12 protein-coding genes and 1 pseudogene are annotated in these 17,081 nt (G+C 38.7%); 6 read left to right on the forward strand and 7 right to left on the reverse strand.

The genetic code is table 11. The features are described 5' to 3' along the window. Positions 1 to 84 precede the first annotated feature (84 nt). Positions 85 to 861 carry an alpha/beta hydrolase gene (locus tag AC4NPH_RS22440; protein ID WP_029319467.1) on the reverse strand — a complete coding sequence of 259 codons (777 nt, stop codon included), beginning with the start codon at positions 859 to 861 and terminating at the stop codon, positions 85 to 87. A 189-nt stretch (positions 862 to 1,050) separates the two neighbouring features. Between AC4NPH_RS22440 and AC4NPH_RS22445 the strand changes: the two genes are divergently transcribed. Continuing rightward, positions 1,051 to 2,436, forward strand: coding sequence for a sugar porter family MFS transporter (locus tag AC4NPH_RS22445; protein ID WP_098325246.1), 1,386 nt, complete (start codon positions 1,051 to 1,053; stop codon positions 2,434 to 2,436). Between the two features lie 33 nt (positions 2,437 to 2,469). Here AC4NPH_RS22445 and AC4NPH_RS22450 read toward each other — a convergent pair whose 3' ends face one another. Both AC4NPH_RS22450 and proB read right to left on the reverse strand, forming a co-directional pair. Further along, the gene (locus AC4NPH_RS22450; RefSeq protein WP_029319471.1) at positions 2,470 to 3,714 is read right to left on the reverse strand and encodes a glutamate-5-semialdehyde dehydrogenase; all 1,245 of its coding nucleotides are present in this window, start codon (positions 3,712 to 3,714) and stop codon (positions 2,470 to 2,472) included. Further along, the gene (proB, locus tag AC4NPH_RS22455; RefSeq protein WP_035438596.1) at positions 3,711 to 4,544 is read right to left on the reverse strand and encodes a glutamate 5-kinase; all 834 of its coding nucleotides are present in this window, start codon (positions 4,542 to 4,544) and stop codon (positions 3,711 to 3,713) included. Before proB ends, AC4NPH_RS22450 begins: the two co-directional genes overlap by 4 nt. 244 nt (positions 4,545 to 4,788) lie before the next feature. On the opposite strand from proB, the gene cstA reads away from it, so the two are divergent. After that, a complete protein-coding gene (gene cstA, locus AC4NPH_RS22460) occupies positions 4,789 to 6,597 on the forward strand; it encodes a carbon starvation protein CstA (protein ID WP_029319473.1) in 1,809 nt (602 codons plus the stop codon). A gap of 275 nt (positions 6,598 to 6,872) precedes the next feature. Next, the gene (katA, locus tag AC4NPH_RS22465; protein WP_029319474.1) at positions 6,873 to 8,333 is read left to right on the forward strand and encodes a catalase KatA; all 1,461 of its coding nucleotides are present in this window, start codon (positions 6,873 to 6,875) and stop codon (positions 8,331 to 8,333) included. A gap of 326 nt (positions 8,334 to 8,659) precedes the next feature. On the opposite strand, the pseudogene AC4NPH_RS22470 reads toward katA, so the two are convergent. Beyond that, positions 8,660 to 8,818 (reverse strand): annotated as a pseudogene (locus tag AC4NPH_RS22470) (ATP-binding protein); the annotation flags it as partial. A 280-nt stretch (positions 8,819 to 9,098) separates the two neighbouring features. Here AC4NPH_RS22470 and AC4NPH_RS22475 point away from each other — a divergent pair. Then, a complete protein-coding gene (locus AC4NPH_RS22475; protein WP_013059891.1) occupies positions 9,099 to 10,550 on the forward strand; it encodes an alpha-amylase in 1,452 nt (483 codons plus the stop codon). 29 nt (positions 10,551 to 10,579) lie between these two features. Here the strand turns inward: AC4NPH_RS22475 and AC4NPH_RS22480 are convergent, their stop codons facing one another. The 3 genes from AC4NPH_RS22480 to AC4NPH_RS22490 form a co-directional block, all read right to left on the reverse strand. Then, positions 10,580 to 12,013: an anion permease gene (locus AC4NPH_RS22480; RefSeq protein ID WP_063670749.1), complete on the reverse strand. Its 1,434-nt coding sequence runs from the start codon at positions 12,011 to 12,013 to the stop codon at positions 10,580 to 10,582. A gap of 275 nt (positions 12,014 to 12,288) precedes the next feature. Next, positions 12,289 to 13,488, reverse strand: a complete 1,200-nt coding sequence (locus tag AC4NPH_RS22485) for a class I SAM-dependent rRNA methyltransferase (RefSeq protein ID WP_406643777.1) — start codon at positions 13,486 to 13,488, stop codon at positions 12,289 to 12,291. A 192-nt stretch (positions 13,489 to 13,680) separates the two neighbouring features. Continuing rightward, positions 13,681 to 14,718, reverse strand: coding sequence for a PepSY domain-containing protein (locus AC4NPH_RS22490; protein ID WP_475842326.1), 1,038 nt, complete (start codon positions 14,716 to 14,718; stop codon positions 13,681 to 13,683). A 233-nt stretch (positions 14,719 to 14,951) separates the two neighbouring features. On the opposite strand from AC4NPH_RS22490, the gene AC4NPH_RS22495 reads away from it, so the two are divergent. Both AC4NPH_RS22495 and AC4NPH_RS22500 read left to right on the forward strand, forming a co-directional pair. Further along, positions 14,952 to 15,635: a response regulator transcription factor gene (locus AC4NPH_RS22495; protein ID WP_029319479.1), complete on the forward strand. Its 684-nt coding sequence runs from the start codon at positions 14,952 to 14,954 to the stop codon at positions 15,633 to 15,635. Between the two features lie 68 nt (positions 15,636 to 15,703). Then, the gene (locus AC4NPH_RS22500) at positions 15,704 to 17,077 is read left to right on the forward strand and encodes a sensor histidine kinase (RefSeq protein ID WP_234419924.1); all 1,374 of its coding nucleotides are present in this window, start codon (positions 15,704 to 15,706) and stop codon (positions 17,075 to 17,077) included. Positions 17,078 to 17,081: the final 4 nt, after the last annotated feature.

Consider the following 17,081-nt stretch of genomic DNA (forward strand, 5'->3'; position numbering starts at 1 on the left):
CCTATTTTCTTTTAGTCTATCGACCAAGTAAACATTTTTCTTTATTATACTACTAGAAGCCGGAACCACCGAAAACTACCTTCCCTACTTTTCACTAAACAGCCACTTTAACACATCTTGAATTTTTTGATCCCAATATGCCCAGTCGTGACTTCCTTTTCCTTCTTCATATGTAAAACAAATAGGCTCTTGCTTACATCGCTCGGAAAAACGTTTATTTTCCTGATATAAAAAATCTTCCGTTCCACAGCATTGATAAATACGCGGAGTCACTTCTCCATAGCGCCGGCGATTTTCAAGCAGCCAGAAAAGATCATCTTCAGGTCTAATAACAGGCGGCATGCCAAAAATCAAAGGATAATCTAAGAACTGAACTTCTCCTCGCCCTCCAAGCCCTTCAACGTCCATCACTCCTGATAAACTGGCAGCTGCAGAAAATTGATGTGGTTTGCGAAACGCCCATTTTAAAGCGCCGTACCCTCCCATAGAAAGGCCAGCTACAAAATTATCTTCTCTTTTTTCCGATAATGGAAAGAATGATCTAGCCAATTGAGGAAGTTCTTCTGTTACAAACGTCCAATACTTTTTTCCATAAGCCATATCTCTATAAAAGCTACGATCTACATTTGGCATTACAACTGCAAGTCCTAATTCTGATGCGTAGCGTTCAACCGAAGTCCTTCTCATCCATATCGTATGATCATCAGAAAGACCGTGTAATAAATAGAGCGTAGGGTGTTTCTCACTTCTTGTATTGGTTTTTAAACCAATTTGACATTTTGTTTGCTGCGGTATCAAAACGTTCATTGAAGTACTTATTTGCAATACTTCTGAAAAAAAATCACATTGCATAAATGCCATATTTCTCTTCCCCCCTATTTTTTCTTCCCTATTGATTGATAACAAAACGTACATAATTCATATAAAAGTTAAAAAATAGTTTGATTATTTAAAATTTTTAGTTTAACATAAAAACATCTTTTATGAAAACGTTTTACGTATAACGTTTTTTTATTAAAATAATGACCGTGATTCAAAGGAGGAATTTATATGGGGATAGTAAAAGTAACTTCTGACGAGTATAAGGAGCAAAAAGGAAATCTATTTTTCGTGATTTTCATTTCATGTGCAGCTGCTTTTGGAGGGTTACTTTACGGCTATGACACAGCCGTCATTTCAGGAGCTATTGGGTTGATGGAAGTACATTTTAATCTTAGTCCAACGATGGTAGGTTTTGTTGTATCTAGTCTGCTGCTCGGTGGTGCCGTTGGGGTACTTGCTTCAGGGAAACTGAGTGATCGATTCGGTAGAAAAAGCATCTTACTTTTAGCAGCTTCTTTATTTATCGTGTCCGCAATTATGCAAGCGCTATCTTCATCCATCTCTTTTGTGATTATTTCTCGAATTATTGGAGGACTAGGCATTGGTATGGCTTCTGTTCTTTCGATAACCTATATTTCTGAAATAGCCCCTCGGCACATGCGCGGCCGCTTAGGCTCTCTTTATCAATTTGCTGTTGCTGTTGGGATTGTTTCTGTCTATTTTGTAAATGACTACATTTTATCTATTGGGGAAGACGCTTGGCAGAATTCCACGGGATGGCGCTACATTATCGGCGCTTCTGGCATTCCAGCTCTTTTATTTCTTCTTATCCTTTCTACTGTTCCTGAAAGTCCGAGGTGGCTGGTAAAAGCAAACCGCACTTTAGAAGCTATGGACATTTTAATTAAAATCAATGGTACACACATTGCACGCCAAGAGCTGTATCATATTGAGCAATCGTTAAAAGAAAATCAACCGGCTTCTCTTTCGCTTTTTAAAGAGGCCGGTCTTCGAAAAGCGCTGCTTATTGGTATTCTACTTGCAGCCTTTCAACAGCTTGTCGGAATTAATGCCATTATTTATTACGCCCCGCAAGTTTTTGAAGCAGCTGGAGCTAGAGGAGATTTATCGCTCCTTGTTACGTCTATGATTGGTGTAGCCGCCTTTTTAGGCGTTCTTTGTTCCATGTGGCTTATCGATCGGATTGGCCGCAAAGCTTTATTGCTTATTGGCACAGCTGGTATGGCCGTTACGCAGCTTCTCGTTTCCTTTGGATTTCATTCTCAGGGTAATGAAGGGTTGACTACTAGTTTACTTATTGTTTTTTATTTATTTCTTTTTAATATTTCTATGGGACCGGTTGTATGGGTTGTGATTTCGGAAATTTTCCCTAATCACGCGAGAGGCTATGCAATGTCTATTTCTACGTTTTTCTTGTGGATAGCTAATTGGTTTGTATCTCAGTTTTTCCCTATCCTTTGGAACAAAGCTGGAGGATCTTTCACATTTTTATTCTTTATGATTATGTGTATTGCTTCATTTTTGTTTATATGGAAGTGGGTTCCGGAAACAAAAGGAAAGTCACTTGAAGAAATTGAACATATATGGAAATAAGAGAAGCCTGGGCATATGCCTCAGGCTTCTTTTTTATCGAATTTGTCCATCTCCGTAAATAATATATTTTAGCGTTGTTAATTCCTTTAATCCCATCGGTCCACGCGCATGAAGCTTTTGTGTACTAATTCCGATTTCTGCCCCGAAACCAAACTCTTCTCCGTCCGTAAACCTCGTTGAAGCATTCACATAAACAGCGGCTGAATTAACGCGCTGTAAAAAACGCTGAGCATGAGCATAATTTGTTGTTACAATCGCTTCAGAGTGATGTGAACTATGAACATTAATATGGGAAATCGCTTCATCGATATCATCTACGATTTTAACCGCCATGATGAAATCCAAGTATTCTTTCTTCCAATCCTCATCCCCTGCTGGAACAAGATCTGGAACGATTGTTAGCGCACGTTCATCACCGCGTACTTCTACATCTTTCTCTCGTAGCGCTTGAACAATAATCGGCAAAAATTCATGAGCCGCTCGTTCATGAATAATCAGCTTTTCGGCTGAGTTACACACCGCTGGACGAGATGTTTTTGCATTAATGACAATATTGGCCGCCATGTCACCGTCATATGCTTCATCAACATAAATGTGGCAGTTCCCAGTTCCTGTCTCAATAACGGGAACCGTTGCATTTTTTACCACCGCTTCAATTAAACCAGCACCGCCTCGAGGAATTAATACATCGATATATTCATTTAATTTCATTAACTCCAGTGCTGTTTCTCTCGACGTATCTTCAATAAGCTGTACGCTATGCTCAGGCAATCCTGCACTTGCCGCAGCTTGAGATAATACAGAAACAATCGCTTGATTCGAATAAAACGCCTCGCTGCCTCCGCGCAAAATAACTGCATTTCCTGCTTTTAAGCATAAGCCTGCTGCATCACACGTAACGTTTGGACGCGCTTCATAAATAATTCCTATGACACCAATAGGTACACGCTGCTGCCCAATTTGTAAGCCATTTGGTCGCTTCGCCATAGACAGCACTTCTCCTACTGGATCGGAAAGCGCAGCTACTTGGCGCAGGCCGTCTGCCATTCCGTGAATCCGCTCTTCATTTAAAGATAGGCGATCCAACATAGCTTTTGACGTGCCTTTTTGAACGGCTTTTTCTACGTCTAATTTATTTGCTTTTAAAATCGCTTCTTGCTGACTCAATAAAGCAGCCGCCATTTTATAAAGTGCCTGCTGTTTTTGTTCGCTCGTTACATTTCCTAAGAAATAAGAGGCTTCTTTTCCCTGCTTTCCTTTAAGCTGCAATTCACTCATTTCATTACTCCTTCAGCTTGTTTTAAGAATAACGTTCCAATTTCTTGGCCTTCAATAATATCTCGCAAAATACTTGGTTCTTTACCATTTGCTAGGATTAAGCTCACGCCTGCACTTGTAGCTGTTTTAGCAGCGGTAAGCTTTGTGACCATTCCGCCTGTTCCAACGTCAGTTCCACTATCTCCAGCAAAATTCTCAAGCTCCGGTGTGATGCCATCTATTACTTTCATTAATTTAGAGTTAAGGTTTTTTGTGGGATCTGAATCAAAGAAACCATCAATATCAGATAAAATAACAAGTAAATCTGCGTGAATCAAAACTGAAACAATGGCGGATAAATTATCGTTATCTCCAAAACGTACGATGTTTTCAATCTCATCGATTGCAACTGTATCGTTTTCATTCACAATAGGAATTACTTTGTCTTCAATTAATTTTTCAAACGTGTTCACAACGTTATTGCGCACATGTTCATCTTCGATTACATCTTTCGTTAACAGTACTTGACCAACGATGTGGCTGTACTCACCAAAGAATTTACTATAGATATGCATAAGCTCACATTGCCCGACAGAGGCCGCTGCTTGTTTGTCTCGAATAGAAGTTGGCTTTTCTTTTAACTTTAGTTTTTTTACTCCTACTTGAACAGCACCTGATGTAACAAGCACAACTTCTTTTCCTGCATTCATTAAATCAGATAAAACACGCGCTAGTTTTTCAATGCGTGCTAAGTTAATATCTCCATTATCATAGGTCAACGTAGATGTCCCTACTTTGACTACAATACGCTTGCTATTTTGTAACTCTTGACGATGGTTCACTCTTTTCATCTCCCTAACTAAAAACACCTAAATGCGTACTAATTTTTTTAAAAATTATAGCAGAGATTATGCGAAAAGTCTTATAGTTTTTCAAAGGGAATTTGAACTTTCTAATTTTTTAAATAATTAAGGGAAAAACTGGTGATAAAAGCGCTTTCTTCTTTTATAATGAAAGTTGTAAGGGGAACACACAATTACATAACGTTGTGTAGTAGTACAAACATCAGACAACTAAGGGATAGGGGGATTTGTAATGAATGCGGTTACCATTGTTATTGGATCTATCTGTATTTTAATGATTGCGTATCGGCTTTATGGAACATTCATGGCTGTTAAGGTCTTGAAACTAAACGATGCGCAAAAAACGCCAGCACATGAGCTTGAAGATGGAAAAGATTATGTGCCAACCAACCGATGGGTAACATTTGGTCATCACTTTGCAGCTATTGCAGCTGCTGGTCCGCTTGTTGGACCTATCTTAGCAGCTCAGTTTGGCTATTTGCCCGGACTGCTCTGGCTTTTAATCGGAGCTGTAATCGGAGGAGCCGTTCACGATGCAGTTGTGTTATTTGCATCTATGCGCCAAAAAGGCCAGTCGCTTTCAGAAGTGGCAAAAAAAGAGCTAGGACCCGTCGCTGGTTTTTGTACAGGTTTAGCTATGCTTTTTATCATTACCATCACAATGGCCGGTTTATCTATGGTCGTGTTACACGCACTTGAGAAAAATCCTTGGGGTACATTCGCTGTTGGAATTACGATTCCGATTGCAATGGGGGTAGGTATTTACCACAAAAAAACCGGTAATTTAAAAGCGGCTTCTACCGTCGGCTTCATTTTAATTTTAATCGCCGTATTTAGCGGTCCTTATATTCAAGGAACAGCTTTAGGAGATTTTTTAACGCTAGATATTAAAACACTTTCAATTATTCTTCCCGTTTATGCATTTTTCGCAGCGGCCTTGCCCGTTTGGCTGCTTTTAGCACCTCGAGATTATTTAAGCAGCTTTATGAAAATTGGTGTCTTTATCGCGCTGATTGTAGGCGTGTTTTTCGTAAATCCAGCAATTCCATTTCCTGCAGTTACTGAATTTATTCACGGAGGCGGCCCTATTTTAGCAGGACCTGTGTGGCCGTTCATTTCCATTACGATCGCCTGCGGTGCTATTTCCGGCTTCCATGCATTTGTTGGTTCAGGGACAACCCCTAAGATGCTTGACCGCTGGAGTGACATTAAAGTTGTAGGCTTCGGGGCGATGTTAGTCGAATGCTTGGTAGGAATTATGGCATTAATTGCCGCAACAGCTTTACATCCTGGAGACTATTTTGCAATCAACTCTACACCTGAAGTATTTAAAACGCTCGGTATGAACGTGACAGCTCTTCCTCAGCTTAGCCAAGAGATTGGTCTAAACTTGGAAGGCCGTACAGGCGGCGCTGTTACACTGGCTGTAGGCATGACGTATATCTTCACGGAAATTCCTTGGTTCAGCCACCTGTCTTCTTATTTTTTCCAGTTCGTCATTATGTTTGAAGCAGTGTTTATTTTAACTGCTATCGACGCTGGCACACGCGTTTCCCGCTATTTAATTCAAGACTTTTTCGGTGAATTTTATAAGCCCTTGAAGCGAGTAGACTGGCTTCCCGGGTCCATTTTTGCAAGCGCCCTAGCCTGTTTTATGTGGGGGTACTTATTGTTCTCAGGAGATATTGGCTCCGTTTGGGCGCTGTTCGGCGTATCGAATCAGTTAATGGCCTCTATTGGTTTAATTATTGGAGCAACCGTCATTCTTAGAATTGCAGATAAACGTTCCTATATGCTTACTTGCCTTATTCCATTAGCCTACCTTTACGTGACGGTTAACTACGCGGGTTATTGGATGGTTAAGAATGTGTATTTAAATGAAGCTGCGGCAGGTTACAGCATATTAAATGCGACTCTTTCAATCATCATGCTTATACTCGGTCTCATTATTATGATAGCCGCGATTCAAAAATGGACACAGCTTTGGCGCACGCCTCAGGCTGAGCTGGCAGCGAAAGCAAACTTAACACAAAATATATAAAACGAACACGCTTGCTTATATAAGCAAGCGTGTTTTTGATATGGTAATAGCCGGTCAAAATAATTGCACACCAGGCATTTTTATTATTAAACTAAATATACTATACAGAAAATTTTTAAAATAGTTCGTACACTTCACATGCTATATACCCCATTGGCTACATCTCAAAATCAACACTTTAAATTATAATAATTATAATTTAGTATTGATTTTTTATTTAAAAATGTTATTATTATTTCTAACATAATAAAATTCAAATAAGAGGTGGTTCTAAGATGACAACAAACAAGAATAACCTAACGACTAGTTGGGGAGCTCCGGTTGGAGATAATCAAAATTCAATGACCGCTGGTTCACGCGGACCTACTTTAATTCAAGATGTTCACCTTTTAGAGAAATTAGCCCATTTTAACCGAGAGCGTGTTCCCGAACGCGTCGTACACGCAAAAGGCGCCGGTGCCCACGGCTATTTTGAAGTGACAAATGATGTTTCAGCCTATACAAAAGCAGCTTTCCTTTCTGAAGTAGGAAAACGAACGCCTCTATTTGTTCGCTTTTCAACAGTAGCTGGTGAAAATGGCTCAGCAGATACCGTTCGCGACCCTCGCGGGTTTGCTGTTAAATTTTATACAGAAGAAGGAAACTACGACTTAGTCGGAAATAATACACCTGTATTTTTCATCCGAGATGCGATTAAATTTCCTGACTTTATTCATACACAAAAACGCGATCCACGCACACATTTAAAAAACCCGACGGCCGTTTGGGATTTCTGGTCTTTATCTCCTGAATCTTTGCATCAAGTTTCTATTTTAATGTCTGACCGCGGTATCCCGGCAACTTTACGCCATATGCATGGATTTGGCAGCCACACATTTAAATGGGTTAATGCCGAAGGAGATGGCGTTTGGGTAAAATATCACTTTAAAACAGAGCAAGGCGTAAAAAATCTGTCTCCAGACGTAGCTGCAAAGCTAGCTGGTGAAAATCCAGATTATCATACTGAAGATTTATTTAATGCCATTGAAAAAGGCGATTTCCCTTCATGGAAGCTGTACGTTCAGATTATGCCATTAGAAGACGCTGATACGTATCGCTTTGATCCGTTTGACGTAACAAAGGTTTGGTCACAAAAAGACTACCCGTTAATTGAAGTAGGTCGCATGGTCTTGGACCGCAATCCAGAAAATTATTTTGCCGAAGTGGAGCAAGCTACATTCTCACCTGGAACGCTTGTACCAGGAATTGACGTATCACCTGATAAAATGCTGCAAGGTCGACTATTCGCATACAGCGATGCACATCGCTACCGCGTGGGTGCTAACCATCAAGCGCTACCGATTAACCGTCCGCGCAATGAAGTAAATAACTATCAGCGTGATGGTCAAATGCGCTTTGACGATAACGGCGGCCGTTCTGTTTACTACGAGCCAAACAGCTTTGGTGGTCCGACAGAATCTCATGAAAACAAACAAGCGGCATACCCTGTTTCAGGCGTTGCCGATAGTGTTGCATATGATCATAACGACCATTACACGCAAGCAGGTGACTTATACCGCCTTCTAAGCGAAGACGAGCGTACACGACTAGTTGCAAACATCGTTGAAGCTATGAAGCCTGTAGAAAAAGAAGAGATTAAACTGCGTCAAATTCAGCACTTCTACAAAGCGGATCCAGAGTATGGAACACGCGTTGCAGACGGTTTAGGATTATCTGTTCCGCAGCAAGTAAAATAAAGAGATCAGTTTTCTAAATGAGAAAATAAAGGTATTTTTCTCATTTTAGATTCTCGTATATTATCAATTAGTTTAACATTTTATCACTAAATAAGTATCCATATTTTATGGATACTTATTTAAATTCTTGTAAAAAGAGGAAGGGATGAAGAAATGATTGGACAAAAAATAAGATGTAATCAGTGTGATAGAGAAATAAAAGTACTAAAGCACAGTACACTTTGCGGTTGCGGAATAAAATTACGAACGCTAAAAAAAGAGAAGCAACCAGCATAATGAGGTTGCTTCTCTTTTTTTACTAGATATGCTGTTTATATTCACTCACATTAAAGAGTAATCGTTACTTTAAATAAATCTCCGTCAATTTCAATATTCAGTTCTCCTCCGTGCAAATCAATAATTGACTTAGCAATAGCTAAACCAAGTCTAGAGTCTTTGGTTTACCTCGAGGTATCCCCACTTTTAAAACGTTCAAACCGCTCATCGTTTACAACTAGAATCGCATATTCGTCCATTGATTTCTCACTCTCCTTTCAAAAGTATGTCATGGGTCATTTCGTCTATGGGTTTTACTGTAAACTGCATTTTTTAAGAAAAAAGAAGAAAAAATTTTAAGATTTTCTTAAGCTTCATATGTTGAAAAAGGTTTAAAGAATAGGGATAACAGGAACGTTAAAAGAAAAAATATAATCAATTCCTCATTTGATTCTAAAGAACTATCCGTGAGCGATTATATCTTTTTATTTAAAAGGAGGATGATTTAACTTGGAACGGAATCATACAATTATGCAATTTTTCGAATGGCATGTGCCAGCTGATGGCGAGCATTGGCAACGCCTCAAAGAGCTCGCTCCTCAACTAAAAGAACAAGGAATTGATTCCGTGTGGATTCCCCCTGTTACAAAAGGTGTTTCATCAGAGGATAATGGCTACGGCGTTTACGACTTATACGATCTTGGCGAATTTGATCAAAAAGGAACCGTTCGTACAAAGTATGGAACCAAGCAAGAGCTGCATGATGCGATTGATGCCTGTCATAATCACGGAATTAATGTCTATGTGGATATTGTGATGAATCATAAAGCTGCAGCAGATGAAAAAGAAACGTTCCACGTCATTGAAGTGGATCCCATGAACCGAACAGAAGAAATTTCTGAACCTTTTGAAATTGAAGGGTGGACAAAGTTTACATTTGAAGGGCGCGGCGATCAATATTCTTCTTTCAAATGGAACTTTAATCATTTTAACGGCACTGATTACGATGATAAAAATGGAAAAGAAGGCGTTTTTCGTATTGCCGGGGAAAACAAAAGCTGGAACGAAAATGTCGATCAAGAGTTTGGCAACTACGATTATTTAATGTTTGCGAATATTGATTACGATCACCCTGAAGTTCGAGAAGAAATGATCAAATGGGGAAAATGGTTAGCAGACACCCTGCAGTGCGACGGTTATCGATTAGACGCCATTAAACATATTAACCACGATTTTATTAAAGAGTTTGCCCACGAATTGTCCTCTTCTCAAGAAAAGCCATTTTATTTTGTGGGAGAGTTTTGGAATCCAGAGTTAACAGCCTGTCAGGAATTCCTAGACGTGATTGATTATCAAATTGATTTGTTTGACGTATCGCTGCACTATAAACTGCATGAAGCCTCTCAGCAAGGAAGAGATTTTGATTTAACCACGATTTTTGATGATACATTAGTCAAGACTCACCCTTTGAATGTTGTCACATTTGTAGATAACCATGACTCTCAGCCAAATGAATCTTTAGAATCTTGGGTAGAAGATTGGTTCAAACAAAGTGCTTACGCTCTAATTTTACTTCGTGAAGACGGCTATCCTTGTGTGTTTTACGGAGACTATTTTGGGATAGGCGGAGAGCACCCTATTGAGGGAAAAGAAAAAGATATTTCCGCTCTCTTGCATGTACGCTATGACAAAGCATATGGTCAGCAAGACGATTATTTTGATCACCCGAATACCATTGGATGGGTAAGGCATGGTGTAGAGGAATTTGAGAAGTCTGGATGCGCTGTGGTGATGTCAAACGGCGAAGATGGCGAAAAGAGAATGTTCGTCGGCGAACACCGAAGTGGACAAACGTGGATCGACTTCACAAACAACCGAGAAGATCAAGTTGTGATTGAAGAAGATGGCTACGGACAGTTTCCTGTAAATGGCGGCTCTGTATCCGTTTGGGCTGAAGCATAAAAAAAACAGTGGCCTGCGCCACTGTTTTTTTACCATAGACCGAGCAGTTTCCACCACAAGCCGCCAATTCCAACCCAAATGATAATATGAATAATTGAAATTAAAAAGCCGAGCGACCACCATTTTTGCTGCGTTACATATCCACTACCGAAGAACACCGGTGCCGGTCCACTGCCGTAGTGAGTTAAACAGCCAAATAAATTGCTAAAGAACGCTAAAATTAATGCTGACAGTAACGGAGGCGCACCAGCGGCCACGATGACAGATAAAAATGCTGCGTACATAGCGCTGACGTGAGCCGTATTACTCGCAAAAAAGTAGTGAGAATAAAAATACGCAACAGCTAGTACAATCAATGCCGTCATCCAAGACATATGACTAACAGTGCCTTTCATCAGATCACTGAACCAAGGAATCATGCCTAGATCATTTAAGAAGGTTGCCATCATAACCAACACAGCAAACCAAACTAATGTATCCCATGCTCCCTGTTCTTTTTTGATGTCCGACCAGCTTAGTACTTGCGTTAAAAGCAGCGTACATAGACCAATAAAAGCAGTTGTTGTTGCATTAATATTTAAATTAGCGCCAAAAATCCACAGCACAAGAAGAAGTAAAAATACGCCAATCATGTACCATTCTTCTTTCTTTAGCGGACCCATCTCATTTAATTTTTTTACTGCAATTTCAGATGCTTCCGGTGTTTCTTTTAATTCTGGCGGATACAGCTTATAAATAACAAGCGGAATAACAATTAAACTAATAATTCCAGGTACAATTGCAGCCGCTGCCCAGCCAACCCATGAAATAGTCTTTCCTGTAATTTGTTCCGTCATTTTAACAGCAAGAGGATTGGCCGCCATTGCTGTTACAAACATAGCGGATGTGATCATATCTCCTTGAAACGATACTTTTGTTAAGAAAGCACCGACTCTGCGCTCCGTACCGTCTCCAGTTCTCGATCCATATGTTTCGGATAAAGAACGAATGATTGGAAGAATAATTCCTCCAGCTCGTGCTGTATTAGACGGCATTGCAGGTGATAAAAGCAAGTCACTTACGATAAGAGAATACGATAATCCCAACGTCTTTTTACCGAACAAACGAACGAAGATATAGGCAACCCTTGTTCCTAGACCAGTCTTAATAAAACCTCTAGAAATAAAGAATGCAATAACGATTAACCAAATCGTCGTATTTTGAAAACCGCTGAGCGATTGTTCAAGTGTTAATGTATTAGTTAATACAATAATGGTTAAAGATAAAATAGCTACACTGCCTAATGGCAATGGTTTAATGATAAGCCCTACGATAGTAGCCATAAAAATAGCGAATAAGTGCCAAGCCTTCACATCAAGTCCGGACGGAGGTGTAATAAACCATAAAACAAGTCCGATTGCCAGACAAATTAATAAAGGAATAAATTTCACTTCGCCGGCAGGCTTTTTTGTTGTTTCAGCCATAATCTTTCTCCTTTCATGTTTTTTAATAATAGTAGTATGCTCTTTCTACTTCGTACCCAATACTTATCCCATTTAAAATAAAATAATTGTAAAAATACGTTTCGTAAGGATGATATTGTAAAATTGTGAAGTGTTGAGCATAATTCCTTTATTATTTTATCATATATATTGACAATATTTATCTCCTACCTTCATTTTGTCCCCTTCAAATAGCTTGTAATCGTTATTTTATCAAAAATAAATAAACTGCATGAGTTCATCATGCAGCCTTGCATTTAGCGATTTATTTTTTGAATAAACACGACTTTTAAATAATTACCTGACTTAAATTCTTTTATTGTTTTAAAATCAGATGGAAGAGCGAACTGCTCCATCATTTTGTACCGTTCCCCTTTTTCATTAAAAGCTTTTTCAATAAACGAATGGAATTTTTTCATATCAAAATTGCTTGCATTCGTAGATGCTACAATGACACCGTTTGGCTTTGTAAGCACAATGGCTTCTTTTAATAAATCTTTGTAGTCTTTTGCCGCGCTAAACGTATGCTTTTTCGACTTAGCAAAGCTTGGCGGATCTAGCACCACAAGATCGAAGGTCATGTTCTTCTTGACCGCATATTTAAAATACTTGAAAACATCTTCTACGATAATGTCCTGTGCTTCGTGATCAATTCCATTTACACTAAATTGCTCAATTGTTTTTGCCAAGCTGCGGTTGGCTAAATCGACACTTGTTGTTTTCGCAGCTCCTCCAAGAGCGGCCGCCACTGAAAATGCGCCTGTATACGAAAACATATTTAGCACGGTCTTTCCTTTTGCATATTTATCTCGAATCGTTTTACGGACGTCTCGCTGATCTAAAAAGACTCCCACCATCGCTCCGTCATTTAAGTAAACGGCAAAACGAATACCATTTTCTTTTACAATTAAAGGGAATTCACCTTTATCCCCTGCTACAAAATCATCTTCTTCAATATACTGCCCCTTTACGTTAAAACGTTTTTTCTGGTACAGCCCTTTAAAGTTAGGCGCAGACTTTAAGGCTTCAATGACGTATTCTTTAAATTGATAAATTCCTTCACTATACCAACTCATGACGTAATATCCGTCATAATAATCAATAATCAAGCCGCCGATTCCGTCACCTTCACTATTAAATATGCGAAAAGCAGTTGTGTCTTCAGACGCATAAAAGTCATGACGAGATGAAATAGCTTGCTGAATTTTTCTAGCAAAAAACGCCGCGTCAATTTGCTCACTTTTCTTCTTCGTAAGAATCCATCCGTAGCCTTTGTTTTGTTTTCCATAATAGCCTTTGGCTAAAAATTGATTCTTGGAAGTAACTAAGTTAATAATAACCCCTTCTTCTTGCAGTTTATGACCATCAACAAGCGCATCTTTTTCAATGAGTGGATAACCCTTGTTCACTTTTTTAATAAAAGCTTCTTTGGCTATAACTTGTACTTCTTTTCTCATGTGTACACCCTATCTATTTAATTTATTTCATTCTAGTTCTATCCATTTTACAACAATAATCTACATTTATCTTAACATAGATAAACAGCCCCGTTTCTAGTTATAAATAGAAAAGCAGAGGATGCCTTGAAGCACCCTCTGCTTGATATGAATGAAAAATGAAATGTATGTTTTATGTTTTAAGATAAAAAATTATGAGCACTCTTGTCCCGTATAAGCATCGAACTTAAGCGTCTGCTGCTTGCTTCCGCTCACTAAGGTTAATACGTATACAGTTATTGAGTTTTCTGTTATAAGCTCAATATGCTCTACTTTTCCTTCTTGATGTTTTAAAGCAAGAACTTTTACATCGTTCTCCGTTAACGGCTGAAGTTTATCTTGTTTTACATGTGTGATTTCACCCGAAACCGCATCGATTGTGATTGTGTATTCCGTATTATCTTTGATTATTTTTACTGTGAAAATCGCTGCGTTTTGATCATATTCTACCATTCTCACCTTACCTACATATGTAGCCAATGCAAGATCTTTTGCATCTTGCCTCGTTAATAGCTTCACTGCTTGCTGAGAAGTATTAACTACTTTTCCGGTGAAAGCATCTAACGTTACGGTATATTGAGTGCTATCTTTAAGAATCACTGCGATATACTGACTAGTGGCTTCTTTAAACTCTAGACTATATACGTAACCACTATATTGTTTGACAGCTCCTTCTTTTATTTTTTGCTCTGACATTAGCTGCAGCTCTTTTTTATTCTCATGAATGACTTTTCCCGTTAGACCATCTACAGTTAACGTATATTCTACTTTGCCATCTACTACAGTTAACGTATATTCACGCGTTTCTTTGTTAAAGGTAATAGATTGAATAGCGCCTTTATACTGCTTAGAAACAGATTCTTTCACTTGATTTTGTGTCCATAACTTCACTTCTTGCTTCTTTACTACTTTTCCAGTGCTCGCACTTACTTCTACAATTCTTTGCTCCAGGTTATTCGTTACAATTGTAATTACATACACACTTGATTCCTGCTTAAATTCCGTAGACGTAACTGTCCCTTTGCAATCTTGTAGAGCAATACCTTTTGCCTGAGCTTGCGAGATACTCACATGTTCAGTTGTTTCTGCTTTAGCTGTCTTCATTTCTGCAGCGTGACTCGTTGTAATAGAGCTAAATGCAATTGCAGTTCCTAAAGCAGATGTAGACAATACTTTTGCCCATTTAATCATCCTTAAATTTCCTCCTTTTTCACCATTAGACTTTCCGTCTAATTTATGGCGTTTTATCTAGTACGCCGTTCATTATGCAAAAGATTTCTGAGAATAAGACGAATAGAAGCTTAAAGTTAGCTGAAGATATAAGAATAGCTACTATTTTTCAGCTTGCTTTCAGCTATTATTCAGTGCTGTTTCAGATAAAAAAGCATAATAGAAAGTAGAGGAGCAAAGGAGTTTTCAACATGATGGAACAACTAAAAGGAATTAAAGTCTTACTTATAGATGACGAACCAACTATTTTACAGTTTTTATCTTTGGGTTTAACGAATGAAGGATTTGATATTAAAGCTACCCAAGACGGAATTGAAGGAATTAATGTAGCCAAAGAATTCAAGCCCCATATCGCTATTGTAGATGTTATGCTTCCAGGAATGGATGGATTTGAAGTATGCCGCTTGTTGAAGAAAATGGGGAATATAGCTGTCATTATGCTAACAGCAAAAGATCAAGTAGACGATCGGGTAAAAGGGCTGACTATTGGAGCAGATGATTATATGGTCAAACCTTTCAGTTTTGAAGAACTTCTTGCGCGCATTCAAGCTAGAATCCGCAATCAATTTCCCAACTTATTAGACGAAGTATCAATCGGTCCATTTAAAATTGATGACCGCCGCAAAGAAATTAAATACCTTAATCACATACTTGATTTATCCCCTACTGAATATGCACTCTTAAAATTCTTGGTTATTAATCACGGTCTCGTACTAAGTAAATCCACCATTTTAGATCGAGTGTGGGGATATGATTTTGGAGGAGAAGAAAACATTGTAGAAGTATACATTCGATCACTGAGAGAAAAATTACAGGACCATAGCCGAACCGTCATTCGAACGCTTCGCGGTGTAGGATACCGGATTGATATTTCATGAAGCACAAACGGTTCTTTCATCTGAACTCTCTTCGCCTTCAGCTCTTATTCAGAAGTTTGCTTGTTATTTTGAGTTTACTGATACTGATAGGCTTGTTTCAATACGTGTTCATGAAGCAATTTATTTACACGAATAAAATTAAAAGCATCGAAGACCAAATTCACTTGATTCCCGATGATGTCTGGAAACATGATATTGAAACAAGCCAGAATGTAAAAAGATCAAGACCCATGGTTTATTTCCCGGGTGTTAATATTACCTTTATCAATCAAAAAAGCACATTTTTACGGCTGGCTAAGGATCCACATCATTCTTACTTTCCTAAGCTTTCTGCATCTACATATAAACAAGTAATGAAAAACATCAAACAGCCGGACAACACGATGAGCCTCATAAAGAAAATCGATGGTCATCAAGAGCAAGTCATTGTTTTAAAACCAATTGTCTTTGACGGAGAAATCCAGGGAGTTATTCAAATCAATACTCCAACAGAATCACTAAGAGACCTGTTAATCAGACAAATGATAATCTTTTTAATGCTTTCACTTACTGCAATGACCATTGCTTTTTTTGTTTTTTCTTCTGTTTTAAAACAGACGTTAATCCCTTTGTTTACTATTACTAAAAAAGTGGAGCATATTAATGCAGGAAGCTTACATGACCGCTTGCCTGTTAATCAAGGACAAATCGAAATGGATCGCCTTTCTCTTTCTATTAACGAAATGCTTGAGCGTCTTGAAGAAGCATTTAAAGCTGAAACAGATGCCAAAGAACAAATGCGGCGCTTTGTGGCGGATGCTTCTCATGAACTGCGAACGCCGCTTACATCCATTCATGGCTTTTTAGAAGTTTTACTAAGAGGGGCTAGCAGTAATCCAGACCAATTAAACGACGCATTAAAAAGCATGTATGGGGAGTCCAAAAGACTGCGCAAACTGATTCAGGATCTTCTGCTTCTTGCTCAGCTTGATCAACTTCCGACGTTTCAAAAAGAGTGCTGTTTTGTAGATGAATTGATTTTAGATATGAAACCTCAATTAATGCTATTGGCCGGGAACAGAAAAATTTTATTCGACTTCCCAAGCCCTTTACCATCAGACATTAACAAAGATCAATTTAAACAAGTTGTTTTAAACTTATTTTCCAACGCAGTACAGCATACAAATCCAACTACAGGAGTTATTCAAGTGATAGGAAAAGCAAATGAGAAAGAACTTTCATTAACAATACAAGATAACGGTCACGGCATTCCTCAAGAACACCTTGCTCATTTATTTGAGCGATTTTACAAAGCTGATGCTTCACGCTCTCGAGCATACGGAGGAGCAGGTTTAGGTTTAGCCATCAGCGCATCTATTATAGAGCTGCACGGGGGAAAAATACGTGTAAAAAGCAAATTAAATGTAGGAACTGCTTTTGAAATTGTATTGCCCTTAACGTAAAAAA

The organism is Priestia sp. MDV22-iso46, assembly GCF_058629175.1.